The sequence below is a fragment of the Pseudomonas sp. ICMP 8385 genome (assembly GCF_002699915.1).
Classification (GTDB): Bacteria; Pseudomonadota; Gammaproteobacteria; order Pseudomonadales; family Pseudomonadaceae; genus Aquipseudomonas; species Aquipseudomonas gessardii.
On the sequence record NZ_LKBY01000130.1, the window covers coordinates 13625 to 30740 of the forward strand.

The following is a 17116-nucleotide window of genomic DNA, read 5'->3' on the forward strand; positions in this document are numbered from 1 at the left end:
GTTTAGTTATTGCGTGAAGGCTAGGTGCCACCTTCTACAAGGTGACAGGTTCGAATTCGCCTCTGCCAAGAGATAAATACTGCTGTATACCCCAGTCTGTACCCCCGTTTCTGACGCGATTTGCTCGGATGCCATGACTGAATATGAAACCGTGTTCGCAACCGAATATCGGTTTCAGCCCTGTCTATTTCAGGCCGTTGAGCCTTCCTGACGCAGCCTGAGTCAGCATAGGATGTTCAAATGAAAAGCCTTTTGGCGGCCTGGTTTCCCGCCAAGATTCAAACAAAAGCCCCGCTTATGCGGGGCTTTTGTGTTTTTGGGGGTTGGCTGGGGAATGCCAGGGTTAGCGAGGCGTCCAGGTCGGCCGCGCTGGCGGTGGGTTTGTGTCGACGATTGTATTGGGGTTACAGTTTGATAAATGCTCAGTAAGCGACGGCTATGAGTTATCTCACTGATAATCGATTGTCCTTGCGCGCATGACGCACGTCAGATCGAGCGGCGTCAGGTGCTCAGGCGGTTAGTTTTTATTGCCTGAGTGCGGCGATTGCTTAACTCCAGATTATTCGTCGATTAACTCAGATGGGGAGGTGCTGGAAGTGTTTAAGAGATACGGCGCGGTATTGTTGGCCTTGCTCATATCAACCCAGGCCGTGTCAGATGAGTTGCCACAAAGCCCGTTACTCCAGCGTTTTGGCGAGGCCATCCATGAGCTGCCGAAACCCGCATCGCCACCAGAGGCGAAGCCGAAGCCCATCCCCCGAGAACTCCATATCGAGGGGCAAGAGGCGTTAAACCACCCAGGCACACCCGTTAGGCCGGAGTTTGAAAAAACCGGCAATCCAAGCATCGACAATATGCAGGCCCGCGATAGAGACATGTGCCGTAGGGTTCAAGCGGCGGCCTTATGGAAGGGAGAGAGTCTAGGCTTGGGTTGCGAATAGGAGGGCGACTTCTGGGGGCATGGCCGCGCGCCTGCGAACCGATGCCGGCGACCAAGCGCCGTGAGCGATGGCTTGACTCTAATGTTACTTCAGGGTTTTTAATCCTGAAACACATTTAATTGGAGATGCGCTCATGAGTTTTTTTAAGCAGATATTAGGTGGGCACCACAATCGCGGGCATGGTGGTTCACACGGTGGACGCTACAAAGAACAAGGCGAAGGCCAGCCGATCGGCACACTTTGCCTCAGTTGCCGGACAACTAATGCGGGTGGTGCGCGGTTTTGTCGACAGTGTGGTGAGTCATTGGTGTCGGCCAACTGCGGGCAGTGCAATGCGGTGATGGCGACTGGGGCAAAATTCTGTTCTCAGTGTGGGAGTGCCCAAGGGTAAGCAGGGTGTGCTCCATTCACGGAGCCCCCATTACCTGGAGTTTTGAAAGGTAATCCCGTTGTAGATATGCGCCAGGGATGGCTCGCTCGGGTGCACAGCATTACCTCGGTTTTTTCCTTCGACATGATTGGGGTCAGTCATTTCGAGTGATTACTCCGGTGTCATGAGGACCGCCAAGGTCAGCTTGATAAAATCTTCGTTCCGGTCGAGCGTGTGCAGAGCTCCCCGCACGTTTTCGGCGACGGCCGTACCGCCTTGTTGTTCAACCCAATTCGTAAGCTCCATGACGGCTGCTTCAAGGACGAGTTGGTTTTCGTTGATTTTGGACAGCAGGGAAGGGAGCAGGTCAGAGTTCGGCATTTGCACTTGATCCTATGTTGAATTAGGCAGGCTCTCGATTCTGCCGAGCCAGTACGGCCCGCCTGCGCGATATCGCCCAAGTGGTGAATGGCGACAAACACACGGAATAGTCGTCATAAGCACGATCTGAAACTAGTTGATGTACCAAGTAGAATGCAATCCTCTGCCCACATATTTTATACAAGGACGACTCTGGCCCATGGCACGTATAGGTTTGGTACTGACCCCCGGTTTTGCCGATTGGGAATATGCTTTTATCGCAGGCACCGCAGCACCGTTCTACGGCATCGACGTCCGCTTTTTCGCCCCGGCGCCGGGGTCGTTCTGCTCCCAGGGCGGGTTGGCTGTAACGGTGGAGGGCAGCTTGCAGCAATGCCAGGAGTGGAAACCAGACGTTGTCGTCGTCGTCGGGGGAATGGTCTGGGAGCGTGCAGAAGCGCCGGATATGGCAGACTTTCTGCGAGCCAGCCGTCTGGGTGGTGCAACCCTCGCGGGGATATGCGGCGGTACACTCGCACTGGCCAGGGCCGGCCTGCTCAATACAATTGCCCACACGTCCAACAGCGTTGATTTTCTGAAGCAGAACGCCGCCAATTATACGGGAGAGGCGCTTTATCAAGGCTGCCCAGGCGCGATGGTGGCCGACCGGATCATCAGTGCGCCTGGCCCTGCACCCGTGAGCTTCACCTGTGCCGTCTTCGAGGCTGCGGGGTTATCGTCAGAGACTGTTTTACAGTTCAAAACGATGTTGGCCGCTGAACATAAATGACGGATGCCGCGAGTCGCGCAGTGGTCATTTGGAGGTCAATGGCTTATTGCCCATGCCCCGCGCCGGACGGGTCTCAACCTCCATTTCTGCGCAGACGAGCCTTGCCGGCTTTTCTCTTCAGGCTCCCCGCCTGCACGGCACTGAGGACTTTCTGAAAGTTCGCGCATTCAATATGCCGCGCAGCAGGGCACGCCGCAGCACGTCGCAGTCCATCGCGTATGGCGCTGAGCTGCTTGATGGTGCGGTCCAGTTCATCAGCCTTTTCGGCCAGCCGCTGGTGATCGATGGCCGGTTGGCCATCCGCGCCCAGCATGGCGGCGATATCGTCCAGGGAAAATGCCGCAGACTGGCCGAGCGTGATCAAGGACAGGCGCTCAAGCACATCCGCAGCAAATACCCGGCTCAGGCCACGGCGGCCTATGGAGCGGATAAGGCCCTTTTCTTCGTAGTACCGCAGGGTTGAAGGCGGCAGGCCGCAGCGGCGTGCCACTTCACCGATACCCATCTCTTTCATGCTTGACCTCAAGGCGGCTTGAACTTGCAGACTGCCGGGATCAAACCGGCCGAAGGCAAGAGGAAATAACATGGAAACAACCGAGAGTGTACTGCGTATGGTGCTGGTTGGGCTGGGGGCCACGCTGATCATGGACCTGTCCGCGTTGATGCAGGCACGGGTATTTGGCTTGGCATCCCTGGACTACAGGCTTGTCGGCCGTTGGCTGGGCCACATGCCCAAAGGGCAGTTTCGCCATGCCTCGATTGTGGCGGCGCCGCGTATCTGGAATGAAAGCCTGATGGGCTGGGTGTTCCATTACCTCACGGGCGGTGTCTTCGCGCTGGTGCTCCTGGGGTTCCAGGGGCCGGGCTGGCTCTGCCACCCAGCGCTGATGCCCGCGTTGCTGACGGGCTTGATCAGCGTGCTTGCACCTTTTTGTATCATGCAGCCCGCCTTTGGTTTCGGCTTCGCCGCCGCCAAGACGCCGGCACCGAACCGGGCCAGGCGCCGAAGCCTTATTGCACACCTCACGTTTGGCGTCGGGCTGTTTGTAGCGGGCTGGCTACTGATCCAACTCTTTCCCGCGCCGGTGTGCCTGGGGCAGGGATGACCTCGTCCGCGTCCACTGATCCGCCACGTCCCCCAGGGTCAAGGGCTCGCCACTCTTGATCCAGGCCATGAATGCCCGATCGAACTTGAACGACTCCCCGCACTCGCCAATCAGGAACTGGCGCACCTTCTGCGTATTCCTGTAGTGCTTGTCCAGCGGGGTGGTACGGGTGATGGGGCCGGAGTGCCAGTTGAAGGTCATTGCCATTCCTTGAGTGATGTGGGTTTCTAACTCAGCAGTTCAATACCGGCGCATAGCGCTCTTCGCGTTTCTTGAAGTGAATCGGTGCCATCGGCACTTTTTCACCGTTCACGAATATAGCCGGGAAGGTGAGGGTGAAGTCATCCATATCGCCTTTACCCAGGGCCGTGCCCTTGCGGCTGCTGCTGGATTGTTCCTTGGGGTCAAAGCCGGTTTTCAGTTGCTCGATACTGACTTGATAGGTCTGGCCTGTCGCCAGCGTTACAGTGACCAATGGTGAATCGGCGCTGACCCACAGCGCCGGGTCGGTCTGTTTATAGGCCGCCCGGCGTTGATCCGGGGTATTCAGGTTGCGCAGGCGCGGGGGGATGTACAGCCGGCCAAACAGGCGCAGTTCGGTATCGGTCGAGCGCAGGTTGCCTGGCCAGCTGGATGTCCCGGGCGGTGCTACATAGACCAGTACGTGAACCCAATCGAGTTCTTGCGAGCGTGGAGCAAAGCTTATCGCGGCTTTCGGGCCGGGGCAGGTACGTTCGAGTAACGCATTTGTGCCGACTGCCGATTGTGGATGCAGATACGGCCCGCTGCTGCATCCAGCGAGCAGCGCCAAGAGGGGATAGAGGATGTAGTGTTTCATAGGGGACCAACTCCATTTGCTGTGCGGGCGACTATGGCATCTCTGCGGTTGATTCTCATCAGCTCTGTGCCGCATTATCCCTGGTTTTTTCAGGACAGACGGGCGCAAGTGAGCGGATGCCGTCACCCTTATCCAGGGATAAACCGATGAAGTACCTTGCCACCTTGAATGCCGCAATCGAACGCTTTCTGTGCCGTTTTACCCGTACCCAGTTCCTGTGCGCCGCCATTGCGCTGACCGTGCTCAACTTCGTATTGGACTACACCGTGGCGTCATACACCTCTATCTACCTGTCCATGCTCAGCGGTTGGCTGTTTGCCATGGGCTTGCTGAGGTTCCGGTCCCAGTGATGAGGCTGTTTGAACCATACCTGAAGCGATGGGACCTGACCGTCGATGGCGATGCATTCGCCTCGCGCAATGGTGATCTACTGCCCGTTCGCCAGCGGGGCATGCCGGCCATGCTCAAAATCTCCCAGGTGGCCGAGGAACAAGCCGGCAGTGTGTTGATGGCCTGGTGGGACGGCGAAGGTGCCGCGCCGGTGCTGGCCCGTGATACCGAGGCCTTGCTGATGGTGCGTGCGCTGGGCTCGGCTTCGCTTATACAGAGGGTCAGTGACGGTCGGGATGACGACGCCACGCGCATCCTCTGCGCCGTCGCCGCGCGTCTGCATGCGCCACGGGCCAGGCCAATTCCCGCCCTGGTCCCCCTGGCGCAGTGGTTCGAGGCGCTATGGCCCGGGGCGGCGAGGTACGGCGGCATCCTGGCACAATGCGCCAGCACGGCACAGGAACTGCTGGCGGCCCCCCAGGATGTCGCGGTACTGCATGGCGATATCCACCATGGCAATGTGCTGGATTTTGGCGCGTCCGGTTGGCTGGCCATCGACCCCAAGGGGCTGTACGGCGAGCGGGGCTTTGATTATGCGAACCTCTTCTGCAATCCCGATGAACGCGCCCTGGCCCCCGAGTGCTTTGCGCGGCGGGTCGAGATCGTTGCCAGTGCCTCGGGTATCGAGCGCCGTCGGCTCCTGCAATGGGTGCTCGCCTGGGCAGGGTTGTCGTTGACCTGGATGCGCGAAGACGGCGATGAGCCGGGAGTTAACCTCGGGGTGGCGAAACTGGCGGCGGCGGCGCTTGCTCGGTGATTAGCGTCATTTAGTTGCGGATAACAGAAAGGTAATTTTCAAGCTACCTTGCCGACAGGGTCGGTTAGTTACTCTCAAGGCTGGAAAAGTAACTTGAGAGATAAAACCGATGAACCTGTTGAAACTAAGTATTGCTGCATTGGCGTTGTCATTGTCCACCGTTGCGCTTGCCACAAGCGGCAGTGATCGTGGGTTTGAGAAGTTGATGAGCGATAACCAGAAAGCCATGGAGGCCTATGCGTTAAAAAAAGGCAAGGACATACCCCAGGTCCAGGACTATCGCTACGGCATGAAACTGGACATCGCCAAGGTGGTCAGCGTGACCCCGACGATCCGCTCCTGCGACATCGTACCCTCGCGCATGACCTTTGAGGATTCGAGCGGCAAGCTCAATACCATCGAATACCAAGTCATGGGGCAGTGCCGTAATAATGGTCGCTGAAAGGTTGCCTTATGACTGTGCAGGCACCGTTGATTGACCGCGAACTGGCGCTACGTTTTCTCACCTGCGCGCGCTGTGCCAGCTTTCGCCAGGCCGCCCGCAGCCTGAATATCCGCACTGCAGAACTGCGCAAGCAACTGGCCCTGTTGGAGGGGCGGCTGGGCAGCCCGCTATTTATCTACCGGGAAAATGCCCTGCGCCTGACCCTCAAGGGCCAGCGCCTGCAAACGCTACTGATGGCGCGGTTTGGCGATGTTCAGCCCCCCGTGGGCACCTTGCCGCAACCGTTGTTGCGCCTGGCCGTGGAAGACTCCCTTATGCGCGATCTGCTGGCGCGTGAGGTGCTGGATTTTATGCGCAAGTACCCGGCGATACAGCTGGAAGTCATCCCGTTGACGGGCGAGCCGACGCGCCAGGCTGATGTCATGGTATGGCTGGCGGATGCCGATCGTCCGCGTCCCTCGCCCGGGTTTGCCATGACCACGCCGCAACGTCTGGCGCGCATTGACTACAGCCCGCATATGGCCAAGCGTTACTGTCGCGGCAACCGTTTGCCGACGCGCATCGCTGATTTATCTGACTTTATGCTGGTGCAAGGCCGCACGAATGCGCCGGTTGCGGCGTTTGAGCCCTGGAACCGCCTGGTCAAACAGCGCCAGAGGGCGCTGGTCCAGGTGCATTCCCAGGAGTGGGTGCGGGAATGGATCAAGCACAGCGCCTGCGTCGGGTTGTTGCCCAACTACATCACCCGTCTGGATAAAAACCTGCTGGCCCTCACGCCTTTGTTCAGTGAACCCATGGAACGGCTGGCATGGCTGTCCATCGCACCGTTGACCGCCGATCAACCGTATGTACAAACCTTGGTGGCGTTGATTCGCAAAGTCTTTGAAGAGCGGCGTGACTGGTTCGAGAGCGTCATCTGAGTCGGTAATAACTTTAATCATTCTGACATATTCGCTGTGGGCGCCTGGTCGTGTAGTAAGGCCTTTGTTTATAAGGCCTGCCCCGCGGTTCAAGAGCAAAGAATAGCGAATGTCATAAAAGTGTCTTGTAAATACATCCAAACCGTCATCTGGTGTTTGGAAGCTCCCCGTCGCCAAGTAGTACTTAACGATAACGAGGGGAAATAGATGTCGATTAGTTATTCGAAATGCGCAGGACTCACTCAACTCAGCCTGGCCGTGGCGGGCAGCGTATTGGCGTTGTCGGTCCAGGCAGGCACGGTAACCACCGATGGCGCGGACATTGTGATCAAAACCAAGGGCGGCCTGGAAGTGGCCACCACCGACAAGGAATTCAGCTTCAAGTTGGGCGGACGTATCCAGGCCGATTACGCCAGGTTTAATGATTACTACACCCGTAATGGCAACACGGCGGACGCCGCGTATTTTCGCCGGGCCTACCTGGAGTTTGGCGGTACGGTCTACAAGGACTGGAAATACCAGATCAACTACGACCTGTCCCGCAACGTGGGCAATGACAGCACAGGCTACTTCGACGAAGGCAGTGTGACCTACACCGGGTTCAATCCCCTGAATGTAAAAGTCGGGCGTTTCTACACTGACTTTGGCTTGGAGAAAGCCACCAGTTCCAAATGGGTCACGGCCCTGGAGCGTAATCTTTCCTACGATGTGGCGGAGTGGATCAACGATAACTCTGGCATGGGCGTACAGGCCAACGGCGTAGTGGGTGAGATGGCCTACCTGTCCGGCAGCGTGTTCAGCGAAAACAACAACGACACCGATGGCGACAGCGTCAAGCGCTACAACCTGCGCGGTGTGTTCGCCCCGCTGCATGAGTCCGGTAATGTGCTGCACGTGGGGGTGCAATACGCCTACCGTGACCTCAAGGACGCTGCCATCGACACGCGCATCCGTTCACGCATGGGCATGCGTGGCGTCGAGACCAACGGCGGCAACAGCGCCGGCAGCAATGGTACCCGCTCGGTCTTTGGCGGCAGCGCGGCCCAGCAGGGGTTGTGGAAGGACGACTCGGTGTGGGGCCTGGAAGGTGCCTGGGCGCTGGACGCGTTCTCGGTGCAGGGGGAATACCTGCGACGGACCCTCAAGGCCGATGCCGCACAAAATGACATCAAGGCCAGCGGTTATTACGCACAGATGGCCTACACCCTGACCGGCGAGCCACGCATCTACAAACTCGATGGTGCCAGGTTCGACTCCATCAAGCCGCAAAACAAGCAGATCGGCGCCTGGGAGGTGTTCTACCGCTACGACGCGTTCACCGTCGAGGACGACAATGTGGTGGTCAGCACCAATGTGCGCCAGGTTGGCGACAGCGAAGGCAAAGCCCATACCCTGGGCGTCAACTGGTACGCCAACGAGGCGGTCAAGGTCAGCGCCAACTACGTCAAGGCCCGCACGGATAACGTCAGCAACACGGTAGGTGATGACACGGGTGATGGCGTGGTCATGCGCTTGCAATACGTCTTCTAAAACACGCTGGAGCGTTTGGCGCCGATGGGGAGGCCTGTACGCCCATCGGTGCTGACGTGATCAGTCAGCCGTCACAATCGCCAAGGCCAACTGACGGTCCGACATCAACGGCGGGCGGTACGCCGTATGGTAGTAACGCACCGCCTGCTCGAATTGGGCGCCACGTATCTGCCCGTCGGAGCCGACAAACGCCAGGGCATCCGACTTGGCCGGGCCAAAGAAATTGCCGGGATGGGTGGTCAGTTCGGTGGCGATAGAGCTGAACAGCGTGGGGCCGAGCGTGGTCCAGTACATGGCACGGTCGCCCGGCTCCTTGGGCTCCCCGGCCAGCGTCTGAGGGCTGATCGACGCCAATAGGCTGAACGCGAAAACCTTCCATGCCTCCATTTTTTGCCTTCCTTTGCGCGGGGATGGCCGACACCCTAGCAGACTCCTGCCTGTTTAGGGCCGCTGCGCGATCCAACGGGGGCATGCCAGCCTGGGTCAGAAACGATCCAACCGGTAGGCCTGCAGTGCAGGCAAGCCCAGAGGTTGGGGCGCGTAGAGCGGGGTTACCCACTGGGCGATAAGCTCGGCAGTGATCGCCGCTTGGGTCAAGCCCAGGTGTTGGTGCCCGAAAGCAAGCAACACCTTGCCGTCGCACACCCGGTCGATGATCGGCAGCGAGTCCGGCAACGAGGGCCGAAAGCCCATCCACGGGGTGGCGTCCTCAGCCCTCAATTCGTGCCGCAACAGACCGTGGCTCAACCGGTGCAGTTGCCAGGCGCGCTGCATGTTCGGCGGCCGCTCGAGGCCGGCGAATTCCACGGTGCCGGCCAGCCGCAGGCCAGCGGCCATGGGTGTCATGATGAACTTGCGCTCCAGCGAGGTGACGGCGAAGGGCAAGCGGTCTTGCTCATGGGGCAGCATCAGGTGATAACCGCGCTCGGTGTCCAGCGGCACCTTTTTGCCGGTCAGCGCCTGGGTGAGCCTGGCCGAGTGGGCGCCGCAGGCGATCAGCACCTGGCGGGCGGCCAAGCGGCCCTGGTCGGTGATCAATGCAACGCCCTGGGCCTGCAACTGGCCGCCCTGTACCTGCTGCTTGAGAAACTGCACGCCGCTGGCCCTGGCGGCCTCGACCAGTTCGCACACCACGCGATACGGATCGAGGAAATGTCCGGTGTTGGGAAAGAACAAGCCCCCCTGGATCCGCTCGCTTAATTGCGGCGCCGCCTGCTGCACGGCGCCGGCGGACCAGCAGTCCACCGGCACGTTTTGCTGGGTCATGCGTGTTTGCAAACCTTCAATCGCTTGCCGCGATTCGGCACGCTCGAACACCAACAGCGAGCCGTCTTCGCGCATCAACTGTGGCTGGGCGATGTTCGCCAGCAAGCGCTGCCAGGCGCCCAGGCTGCTTTCATTCAGCGCACGGAGGCCCGCGACGGTGCGCTGGTAGGCCGCCGGTCGCAGGTTCAGCAGCAGGCGAGCAAACCAGGGCAGGGCGCGGGGCAGGTATTTCCAGTCCAGGCGCAGTGGGCCCATGGGGTCCATAAGCATGGCGGGCAGACGCATCAGGATCGACAGGTCGGCGATGGGGAACACCTGTTCAGTGGCCAAATGCCCGGCATTGCCGAACGAGGCGCCCATCCCCGGTTCCTGCTGGTCGATGACCACCACGCGCCGGCCCTGGCGCGCCAGTTGCAACGCGCAGGCGACGCCGATGATGCCGGCGCCGACCACCGCAATGTCGGTTTGGGGTTGAAGGTTGTCGGCCATGGTCAGGCTTCTCTCTGGCCGTCGAGCAAGCGCCGCAGCGCCAGCGGGTTGCCGTGTTTCAGGGCCGCGGGCAGCAGGCTGTCGGGGAAGTCCTGGTAGCACACCGGGCGCAGGAAGCGCTGGATCGCGGCGGTGCCGACCGAGGTCGAGCGCGAGTCCGAGGTCGCCGGGAAGGGCCCGCCATGCACCATGGCATCACACACCTCGACCCCGGTCGGCCAGCCATTGACCAGCAGCCGGCCAGCCTTGCGCTCAAGGGTTGGCAGCAAGGCCCGTGCCTGTTCAAGATCGCCCTCATCCAGGTGCAGGGTGGCGGTCAACTGGCCTTCGAGGTGCTCGGTCACTTGGCGCATTTGCGCGTCATCGACACATTGCACCAGCAACGAGGCGGCACCGAATATTTCGGCCTGCAAGTGAGGGTTGGCGAGAAAGTCCTGCGCGTGGGTGACGAACAGTTGCGCCTGGCATTGGTTCGGGCCTTGTGCTGCCAACCCGCTGGCCACGCACTGGGCATGCTCGGCCAGGGCGCCGACGCCCGCTTCATAGGCCTGGAAGATGCCCGGGGTGAGCATGGTCTGCGCCGGGCTGCGTTGCAGCAGGTCGCTGGTGAGGCTGACAAACTGCTCCAACTGTGCGCCTTGCACCGCAATGACCAGCCCGGGATTAGTGCAAAACTGCCCGGCGCCCTGGGTCAACGAGGCGACAAACCCTTGCGCCAGCGCTTCGACGCGCGCCTTGAGGGCGGCCGGGAACAGGTACACCGGGTTGATCGAACTCATTTCCGCGTACACCGGGATCGGCTCCGGGCGCGCCTGGGCCGCCTGGCATAAGGCGATGCCGCCACTTTGCGAGCCGGTAAAGCCTACCGCCTTGATCCGTGGGTCGCTGACCAGGGCAATCCCCACTTCGCGACCCGCGCCGTACAGCAGCGAGAACACACCTTCGGGCAGGCCACACTGCTTCACTGCACGGGCCAGCGCGCGGCCCACCCGTTCGCTGGTGCCGGGGTGGGCGCCGTGGGCCTTGACGATCACCGGGCAACCGGCGGCGAGGGCTGAGGCGGTATCGCCGCCGGCCACCGAGAACGCCAGCGGGAAGTTGCTGGCGCCGAAGACGGCCACCGGCCCCAGTGGCACCTGGCGCTGGCGCAGATCGGCACGGGGCAGGGGCTGGCGCTCCGGTTGGGCGCGATCGACCCGCACATCCAGCCATTCGCCGGCGCGTACGGTACGGGCGAAGGTGCGCAGTTGCTGGCAGGTGCGGCCCCGTTCACCCTGGATCCGCGCGAGGGGCAAGCCGGTTTCGGCCACGGCGCGTTCGAGCAGTTCATCGCCGAGGGCTTCGATTTCGTGGGCGATGGTTTCGAGCAGTTGAGCACGCGCCGCCAGGGACGTTTCGCGGTAGCTGTCGAAGGCTGACCACGCCAGCGCGCAGGCCTGGGCCACCTGCTCGCTGGAAGCGCCGGGATAGGCCGGCTCCAGCACAGTGTTGGTGGCCGGGTTGATCGCCCGGATGGCGGCGCGGGTGCCGGGAAGGGAGTGCTGACCGATCAGCAGGTTGCCTGTCAGAGTCATGGCCTGTTCCTGAAAAAAGAGGGGGCGCCGCTGTGTGTGTAGCCGCGGCGTACGAGCCGTCAGTCGACGTTCTGTTCTGCCGACCAGTTGGCGTACCACTGGCGGAACAGCGCGTACTGGTGCTCGGCATACCGGCGCTGGGCATCGCTGAGCGCATCGCTCTCGTTGAAATGCAGGCTGTATTCCCGGTCGCCATTGAGCACCATCAAGTGCTTGTAATAGAGCACCAGGTCGCAGCCTTCATCGAAGGACGACAGCACCGCCAGTGCCGCCTCCAGCTCGCGGGCCTGGCGCCGGGCCTTGGCATCGCCCTTGGCGGCTTTCTTGCTCAGGGCCACCAGTTGCAGGACTTCCCGTGGCAGGGCGTTGCCGATACCGGTGATCGCCCCAGTGGCGTTGCAGTTGACGAAGCCGTGCACCACTTGGGTATCGACACCGACCATCAGGGTCACGTCATCGTCCTGGGAGGTGATGTGTTCGGCTGCATAGCGCAGGTCGGCGCCGCCGCCGAATTCCTTGAAGCCGATCAGGTTCGGGTACTCGCGGCGCAGCTCGAAGAACAGGTCGGCGCGGGTGGCAAAACCGTAGTAGGGGCTGTTGTAGATCACCGACGGCAGGTTCGGCGCGGCACTGAGGATCGCCGCGAAGTGGGCTTTTTGCGCGGTGGCCGAAGCGCCACGGGACAGCACCCTTGGGATGACCATCAAGCCATGGGCGCCGACCTTGGCCGCGTGGACCGCATGGGCAATGGCCTCACGGCTGTTGACCGCGCCGGTGCCGACGATGGTCGGGATGCCGGCGGCCACCAGGCGCGCCACGCCTTCCTGGCGCTGGGCTTCGGTGAGCAACGGCCAGTCGCCCATGGAGCCGCAATACACCACGGCGCTCATGCCGATCTCGATCAGCTCGCGGCCCTTGGCGACCAGGGCGTCGAAGTCCGGCTGGCGCTCGGCGGTGCACGGGGTCATCAGGGCCGGGATGCAGCCGGTGAAAATGTTATCGCTCATGCTTCTATCTCCTTGGAAGGGTCTGTTTAAACGTTGCCGGGTGCGCAAATGCCCCAGGCAAAGGGGTCTTGTTCATCGATCAATAAGGTGCTGTCGGCGGTCATATAGGCGCGGCCGGTGATGAAGGGGCGGATGCGTTCGCCCTCCCATTCAAAGTGGCCCTGGAACTGGCTGGCGGTGATGCTGGCTTGCACCCAGGGCTCGCCGGCCTGAAGTTTTCCATCGGCGGCCAGGCACGCCAGCTTGGCGCTGGTGCCGGTGCCGCAGGGCGAGCGGTCGTAGGCTTTGCCGGGGCACATGACGAAGTTGCGGCTGTCGGCCTGGTCGTCATCGGCGAACAGTTCGATATGGTCGATCAGCGCGCCGTCTGCGCCATGGATGCCCTGGGCTTCGAGGGCCTTGAGCAGCGCCCAGGTGAAGTCGGTCAAGGCCTCGACATTGCCCATGTGCAGCGCCTGGCCGTGCTCGGACACCAGGAAAAACCAGTTGCCGCCCCAGGCGATATCGCCATACACCCGGCCATGCCCCGGCACCTCCACCGGCACCTGCTGGCGATAGCGATAGGCGGGTACGTTGCGCAGGGTGACGGCGCCGTCCTCATGCAAGGTGGCGCTGACCGGGCCCACTGGCGTGTCGATACTGTGCACCCCCGGTGCGATGTGCCCCAGGTAGTGCAACGAGGCAACCAGGCCGATGGTGCCGTGGCCACACATGCCGAGGTAGCCGGCATTGTTGAAAAAAATCACCCCACAGGTGGCCCCCGGCGTGACCGGCTCGCAGTACAGCGCGCCGACCAATACATCGTTGCCACGGGGCTCCAGCAGGCAGGCGCGGCGCCATGGGTCATGCTCGGTGCGCAGGTTTTCGAGTTGCTCGGCGATGGTCTGGCCGGCCAGCTGTGGGAAGCCATTGATGATCAGGCGCGTCGGTTCGCCGCCGGTATGGGAGTCAATCACATGCAGTCGTTTCATCCAGCTATTCCTTGGTGATTGGCCGGTTACGCGTTCGCCGGGTGCAGGCTGCTCGCGGGCAGCACGGCTTCGCTTTCGTCGTCTTCGTGTTCCAGTTCCACCAGGTGCGCCGGCACGCCGGTGGCGGCGCCCCAGTAGTAGATCCCCAGCGCGCAGGCGGCGACGACCAGGGTGTCGAAGGGATGGCTGAGCACGCCCAGGCCGCCAAAACTGCCGAGCTTCGACAGCACCATGGTCACCGCGTAGAAGCCGATCAACCATGCGCTGGAGCGCACTTGCCGGGCGATGTCCAGGTGCTGGGTCGGCACCAGGCGGCGGCACAGCAGGTACACCCCAAACATTACGATTTGCAGGCCCAGCAGCCACGACACGGTGTTCCAGCCCGACCAGTAGACGATCAGCGCGGCGATGATGAACGACAGCGGGCCCAGCACAGCCATCCACTTGACCCGGAACGGGCGCGGCATGTCCGGCGCATTGCGCCGCAGCGCCGCCACGCACACCGGGGCCACGGCGTAGCTCAACACCAGGGCGGCGGACACCACATTGATCAGCGCCTCCCAGGACGGAAACGGCAGGGTCCAGAACACCGACAAGCCAAAGGTCAGCCACAGCGCCGGGCGCGGGATGCCGGACTTCTCATCGATGCGCGTGAAAATCTTGAAGAAGGTGCCTGTCTGCGCCCAGCCATAGATCACCCGTGGCGTGGCGTTCATATAGATATTGCCGCAGCCGCTGGGGGAGATCACCGCGTCGGCCACCACCAGGTAGGCCAGCCACCCCACGCCCAGGGCCAGGGCGATATCGCGATAGGGCAGGGCCAGTTCCTTGCTGATGCCGGCCCAGCCATTGGCGAGCATTTCGGTGGGCACGCCGCCGAGGAAGGCCACTTGCAGTAGCACGTAAATCGCCGTGGACAGCAGCACCGAAAGGATCAGGGCAATGGGAATGGTGCGTTGCGGGTTTTTCACTTCGCTGGCCACCGAGATGATCGGCGTCAGCCCCAGATAGGCAAAAATCACCCCGCCGGCGGACACCGCCATTTCAATCCCCGACAGGCCAAACGGGGCGAAACCCTGGGAGTGGAAGTTGGCCGGCTTGAAGAAGGTGAATAGCACGCCGATCACCAGCAGCGGCACGATGAACTTGAAAATACTGACCAGGTTATTGGCGATGGCAAAGGTCTTGACGCTGCGGTAGTTGAGCACGAAAAACAGGCAGAGCAGGCCGAACTGCACCAGCCAGCCCAGGGTGGTGGGGTCGCTGGAGCCGGCTTTGGTCAACTCGGGAAACCAGGCGGCGGCGTACTGCCTTGAGGCGACCACTTCAATCGCCACCAGGCTGGAAAACGCGATTAGGGTGATAAAACCCATCAGGTAGCCCAGCAGCGGGCCGTGGGAATACACCGGGTAGCGCACCACGCCCCCGGCACGGGGCAGGGCAGCGCCCAATTCGCAATACACAATGCCCAGCAACAGCACCGCAAAACCGCCGAGCAACCAGGAAAAAATCCCCGCCGGACCGGCAATCGACGACACATGGCTGGCGGCAAACAACCACCCGGAACCGAAGATGGCTCCCAGGCCGATAAAGGTGAGGTCGATCAGGGACAGCTGTTTCTTGAACTTGCCTTGGGCTGACATAGCGGCGCCTTCTTGTGGGTTATTGGATAGGCCTGCAGTGGCGCTACAGTGAACCGATCAGCCTGCCGGCGATTGATGTTTTGCGCGGTTATCAATGACGAATTCAGCACAATTGCCAGGCGCGCAACGGCGCTCGACAGGGGCCAGGTCATCGGGCAATCTGCTGGCGGGCGAGGCGATCGATGAGGCGGTGAGCGGCATGATGCACAACGCGTTTGCAACCCTGTGCCAGGGCGACGAGCCGCGCCCACACAGCCTCGAACAGCTGCTGGCGGGCGTGGCCATGCTGTTGCCGATGCTCGATGTGATCCCCAATGCGACGATGTTTATCAAGGATGTGCAGGCGCGCTACGTCATGGCCAACCGCACCCTGGTGCAGCGTTGCGGCTTGAAAGACCGGCGCCCGCTCCTGGGCAAGACCAGCGCCCAGGTATTCCCCGCACAGTTAGGGCCGGGCTATACCGAACAGGACCGGCGTGTGCTGGAGCAGGGCCTGGTGCTGGAGGATCAACTGGAATTGCACCTGTATGGCAGCCGCGAACCGGGATGGTGCCTGACCCATAAATGGCCGTTGTACAACCGCGAGGGCGCGATCATTGGCCTGGCGGGGATTTCTGTGGACCTGCAATCGGCCAGCGAAAAACACCCGGCCTATCAGCGGTTGGCGGCGGTGGACGAACACATCCGCGCCCACTTCAACCAGCGCGTGACCTTGGGTGAACTGACGCGCATCGCCGGCACGTCGGTGGCTCAGCTGGAGCGCTACTGCAAACGCGTGTTCCACCTGACCCCCCGGCAGATGATCCAGAAAGTACGCCTGGAACATGCCCATCGCCTGTTGCATACCGAGTTGCCGATCACCGAAGTGGCCTTGCAGTGCGGCTACACCGACCACAGTGCATTCACCCGCCAGTTCAAGGCGTTGACGGGGTTTACGCCGCGTCAGTATCGGCAGGCCACCAGCCAATGAGTGGACGCAAATCCCTGTGGCTGGCTTGCCAGCGATAGCGGCGGGTCAGCCAGCATCCCTCCCAGCCATGCCGCCGCCATCGCAGCCTCGCTGGGGCTCGACAGCTCCCACCTCGATCTTCAGGGTTTGGAGGATTGCATTTCAGCTGCCACCGCAGGATGCATACNTGGGGCAGACAGCATCCCTCCCAGCCATGCCGCCGCCATCGCAGCCTCGCTGGAGCTCGACAGCTCCACCTCGATCTTCAGGGTTTGGAGGATTGCATTTCAGCTGGCACCGCAGGATGCATACGGTACTCAATGTACTGAAGATCCAAGGTGGGAGCTGGCTTGCCTGCGATAGCGGCGGGTCAGCCAACATCCCTCCCAGCCATGCCACCGCCATCGCAGCCTCGCTGGGGCTCGACAGCTCCCATCTCGATCTTCAGGGTTTGGAGGATTGCATTTCACTGCCACCGCAGGATGCATACGGTATTCAATGTACTGAAGATCCAAGGTGGGGGCTGGCTTGCCAGCGATAGCGCTGGGTCAGCCAGCATCCCTCCCAGCCATGCCGCCGCCATCGCAGCCTCGCTGGAGCTCGACAGCTCCCACCTCGATCTTCAGGGTTTGGAGGATTGCATTTCAGCTGCCACCGCAGGATGCATACGGTACTCAATGTACTGAAGATCCAAGGTGGGGGCTGGCTTGCCAGCGATAGCGGTGGGTCAGCCAGCATCCCTCCCAGCCATGCCGCCGCCATCGCAGCCT

At 61.5% G+C, this 17116-nt stretch carries 20 protein-coding genes; 9 read left to right on the plus strand and 11 right to left on the minus strand.

The genetic code is table 11. The features are described 5' to 3' along the window. Window positions 1-559: 559 nt before the first annotated feature. A complete protein-coding gene (locus AO268_RS32495; protein ID WP_130898239.1) occupies window positions 560-754 on the minus strand; it encodes a hypothetical protein in 195 nt (64 codons plus the stop codon). 320 nt (window positions 755-1074) lie between these two features. Between AO268_RS32495 and AO268_RS26325 the strand changes: the two genes are divergently transcribed. Continuing rightward, window positions 1075-1332: a double zinc ribbon domain-containing protein gene (locus AO268_RS26325; protein WP_099170311.1), complete on the plus strand. Its 258-nt coding sequence runs from the start codon at window positions 1075-1077 to the stop codon at window positions 1330-1332. A gap of 150 nt (window positions 1333-1482) precedes the next feature. On the opposite strand, the gene AO268_RS26330 is transcribed toward AO268_RS26325, so the two are convergent. Beyond that, window positions 1483-1692: a hypothetical protein gene (locus AO268_RS26330; protein WP_076963835.1), complete on the minus strand. Its 210-nt coding sequence runs from the start codon at window positions 1690-1692 to the stop codon at window positions 1483-1485. 199 nt (window positions 1693-1891) lie between these two features. Here AO268_RS26330 and AO268_RS26335 point away from each other — a divergent pair, with 199 nt between their 5' ends. Beyond that, complete coding sequence (locus AO268_RS26335; protein WP_099170312.1) at window positions 1892-2461, plus strand: DJ-1/PfpI family protein; 570 nt, start codon at window positions 1892-1894, stop codon at window positions 2459-2461. 73 nt (window positions 2462-2534) lie between these two features. Here the strand turns inward: AO268_RS26335 and AO268_RS26340 are convergent, their stop codons facing one another. Next, a complete protein-coding gene (locus tag AO268_RS26340) occupies window positions 2535-2975 on the minus strand; it encodes a helix-turn-helix domain-containing protein (protein ID WP_076963837.1) in 441 nt (146 codons plus the stop codon). Window positions 2976-3045: 70 nt separating this feature from the next. Here AO268_RS26340 and AO268_RS26345 point away from each other — a divergent pair, with 70 nt between their 5' ends. Further along, complete coding sequence (locus tag AO268_RS26345; RefSeq protein ID WP_099170313.1) at window positions 3046-3567, plus strand: DUF2938 domain-containing protein; 522 nt, start codon at window positions 3046-3048, stop codon at window positions 3565-3567. Here the strand turns inward: AO268_RS26345 and AO268_RS26350 are convergent. Continuing rightward, window positions 3520-3768, minus strand: coding sequence for a DUF6434 domain-containing protein (locus AO268_RS26350; RefSeq protein WP_076963839.1), 249 nt, complete (start codon window positions 3766-3768; stop codon window positions 3520-3522). The two genes, AO268_RS26345 and AO268_RS26350, sit on opposite strands and share 48 nt — an antisense overlap. Before the next feature lie 31 nt (window positions 3769-3799). Beyond that, window positions 3800-4405: a hypothetical protein gene (locus AO268_RS26355; protein ID WP_076963840.1), complete on the minus strand. Its 606-nt coding sequence runs from the start codon at window positions 4403-4405 to the stop codon at window positions 3800-3802. A 146-nt stretch (window positions 4406-4551) separates the two neighbouring features. Between AO268_RS26355 and AO268_RS26360 the strand changes: the two genes are divergently transcribed. The 5 genes from AO268_RS26360 (at window position 4552) to AO268_RS26380 (ending at window position 8447) form a co-directional block, all read left to right on the plus strand. Beyond that, window positions 4552-4755 carry a hypothetical protein gene (locus AO268_RS26360; protein WP_076963841.1) on the plus strand — a complete coding sequence of 68 codons (204 nt, stop codon included), beginning with the start codon at window positions 4552-4554 and terminating at the stop codon, window positions 4753-4755. Next, window positions 4755-5552: an aminoglycoside phosphotransferase family protein gene (locus AO268_RS26365; RefSeq protein WP_099170314.1), complete on the plus strand. Its 798-nt coding sequence runs from the start codon at window positions 4755-4757 to the stop codon at window positions 5550-5552. The genes AO268_RS26360 and AO268_RS26365 overlap by 1 nt, the downstream gene beginning before the upstream one ends. A 109-nt stretch (window positions 5553-5661) precedes the next feature. Beyond that, a complete protein-coding gene (locus AO268_RS26370; protein WP_076963843.1) occupies window positions 5662-5994 on the plus strand; it encodes a DUF2790 domain-containing protein in 333 nt (110 codons plus the stop codon). A gap of 11 nt (window positions 5995-6005) precedes the next feature. Further along, complete coding sequence (locus tag AO268_RS26375; protein WP_099170315.1) at window positions 6006-6917, plus strand: LysR family transcriptional regulator; 912 nt, start codon at window positions 6006-6008, stop codon at window positions 6915-6917. 207 nt (window positions 6918-7124) lie between these two features. Next, on the plus strand, window positions 7125-8447 hold the full coding sequence (locus AO268_RS26380; protein ID WP_076963845.1) for an OprO/OprP family phosphate-selective porin: 1323 nt from the start codon (window positions 7125-7127) through the stop codon (window positions 8445-8447). Between the two features lie 60 nt (window positions 8448-8507). Here AO268_RS26380 and AO268_RS26385 read toward each other — a convergent pair whose 3' ends face one another. From AO268_RS26385 to AO268_RS26410, 6 genes are all read right to left on the minus strand, one after another. Continuing rightward, on the minus strand, window positions 8508-8834 hold the full coding sequence (locus AO268_RS26385) for a DUF2388 domain-containing protein (RefSeq protein ID WP_099170316.1): 327 nt from the start codon (window positions 8832-8834) through the stop codon (window positions 8508-8510). A gap of 96 nt (window positions 8835-8930) precedes the next feature. Continuing rightward, the gene (locus AO268_RS26390) at window positions 8931-10202 is read right to left on the minus strand and encodes an NAD(P)/FAD-dependent oxidoreductase (protein WP_099170317.1); all 1272 of its coding nucleotides are present in this window, start codon (window positions 10200-10202) and stop codon (window positions 8931-8933) included. Window positions 10203-10204: 2 nt separating this feature from the next. Then, on the minus strand, window positions 10205-11776 hold the full coding sequence (locus AO268_RS26395) for an aldehyde dehydrogenase (NADP(+)) (RefSeq protein ID WP_099170318.1): 1572 nt from the start codon (window positions 11774-11776) through the stop codon (window positions 10205-10207). A 59-nt stretch (window positions 11777-11835) separates the two neighbouring features. Next, window positions 11836-12783 (minus strand): dihydrodipicolinate synthase family protein, encoded by a 948-nt coding sequence (locus AO268_RS26400; RefSeq protein ID WP_099170319.1) that lies wholly within the window; start codon window positions 12781-12783, stop codon window positions 11836-11838. A gap of 26 nt (window positions 12784-12809) precedes the next feature. Further along, window positions 12810-13754, minus strand: a complete 945-nt coding sequence (locus AO268_RS26405) for a 4-hydroxyproline epimerase (protein WP_076963850.1) — start codon at window positions 13752-13754, stop codon at window positions 12810-12812. Between the two features lie 26 nt (window positions 13755-13780). Then, complete coding sequence (locus AO268_RS26410; protein WP_099170320.1) at window positions 13781-15397, minus strand: APC family permease; 1617 nt, start codon at window positions 15395-15397, stop codon at window positions 13781-13783. Window positions 15398-15596: 199 nt separating this feature from the next. Here AO268_RS26410 and AO268_RS26415 point away from each other — a divergent pair, with 199 nt between their 5' ends. Beyond that, entirely contained in the window at window positions 15597-16367 is a 771-nt protein-coding gene (locus tag AO268_RS26415) for an AraC family transcriptional regulator (RefSeq protein WP_176561416.1), read from the plus strand. Window positions 16368-17116 lie beyond the last annotated feature (749 nt).

Excerpts from the sequence above, each read along its gene's own strand:
- AO268_RS26345 (WP_099170313.1), top strand. The coding sequence starts at position 3,046 with ATGGAAACAACCGAGAGTGTACTGCGTATGGTGCTGGTTGGGCTGGGG.
- AO268_RS32495 (WP_130898239.1), bottom strand. The coding sequence starts at position 754 with ATGGGCTTCGGCTTCGCCTCTGGTGGCGATGCGGGTTTCGGCAGCTCA.
- AO268_RS26390 (WP_099170317.1), bottom strand. The coding sequence starts at position 10,202 with ATGGCCGACAACCTTCAACCCCAAACCGACATTGCGGTGGTCGGCGCC.
- AO268_RS26405 (WP_076963850.1), bottom strand. The coding sequence starts at position 13,754 with ATGAAACGACTGCATGTGATTGACTCCCATACCGGCGGCGAACCGACG.
- AO268_RS26365 (WP_099170314.1), top strand. The coding sequence starts at position 4,755 with ATGAGGCTGTTTGAACCATACCTGAAGCGATGGGACCTGACCGTCGAT.
- AO268_RS26370 (WP_076963843.1), top strand. The coding sequence starts at position 5,662 with ATGAACCTGTTGAAACTAAGTATTGCTGCATTGGCGTTGTCATTGTCC.
- AO268_RS26355 (WP_076963840.1), bottom strand. The coding sequence starts at position 4,405 with ATGAAACACTACATCCTCTATCCCCTCTTGGCGCTGCTCGCTGGATGC.
- AO268_RS26330 (WP_076963835.1), bottom strand. The coding sequence starts at position 1,692 with ATGCCGAACTCTGACCTGCTCCCTTCCCTGCTGTCCAAAATCAACGAA.
- AO268_RS26335 (WP_099170312.1), top strand. The coding sequence starts at position 1,892 with ATGGCACGTATAGGTTTGGTACTGACCCCCGGTTTTGCCGATTGGGAA.
- AO268_RS26415 (WP_176561416.1), top strand. The coding sequence starts at position 15,597 with ATGATGCACAACGCGTTTGCAACCCTGTGCCAGGGCGACGAGCCGCGC.
- AO268_RS26340 (WP_076963837.1), bottom strand. The coding sequence starts at position 2,975 with ATGAAAGAGATGGGTATCGGTGAAGTGGCACGCCGCTGCGGCCTGCCG.
- AO268_RS26400 (WP_099170319.1), bottom strand. The coding sequence starts at position 12,783 with ATGAGCGATAACATTTTCACCGGCTGCATCCCGGCCCTGATGACCCCG.
- AO268_RS26360 (WP_076963841.1), top strand. The coding sequence starts at position 4,552 with ATGAAGTACCTTGCCACCTTGAATGCCGCAATCGAACGCTTTCTGTGC.
- AO268_RS26325 (WP_099170311.1), top strand. The coding sequence starts at position 1,075 with ATGAGTTTTTTTAAGCAGATATTAGGTGGGCACCACAATCGCGGGCAT.
- AO268_RS26385 (WP_099170316.1), bottom strand. The coding sequence starts at position 8,834 with ATGGAGGCATGGAAGGTTTTCGCGTTCAGCCTATTGGCGTCGATCAGC.
- AO268_RS26375 (WP_099170315.1), top strand. The coding sequence starts at position 6,006 with ATGACTGTGCAGGCACCGTTGATTGACCGCGAACTGGCGCTACGTTTT.
- AO268_RS26410 (WP_099170320.1), bottom strand. The coding sequence starts at position 15,397 with ATGTCAGCCCAAGGCAAGTTCAAGAAACAGCTGTCCCTGATCGACCTC.
- AO268_RS26380 (WP_076963845.1), top strand. The coding sequence starts at position 7,125 with ATGTCGATTAGTTATTCGAAATGCGCAGGACTCACTCAACTCAGCCTG.
- AO268_RS26395 (WP_099170318.1), bottom strand. The coding sequence starts at position 11,776 with ATGACTCTGACAGGCAACCTGCTGATCGGTCAGCACTCCCTTCCCGGC.
- AO268_RS26350 (WP_076963839.1), bottom strand. The coding sequence starts at position 3,768 with ATGACCTTCAACTGGCACTCCGGCCCCATCACCCGTACCACCCCGCTG.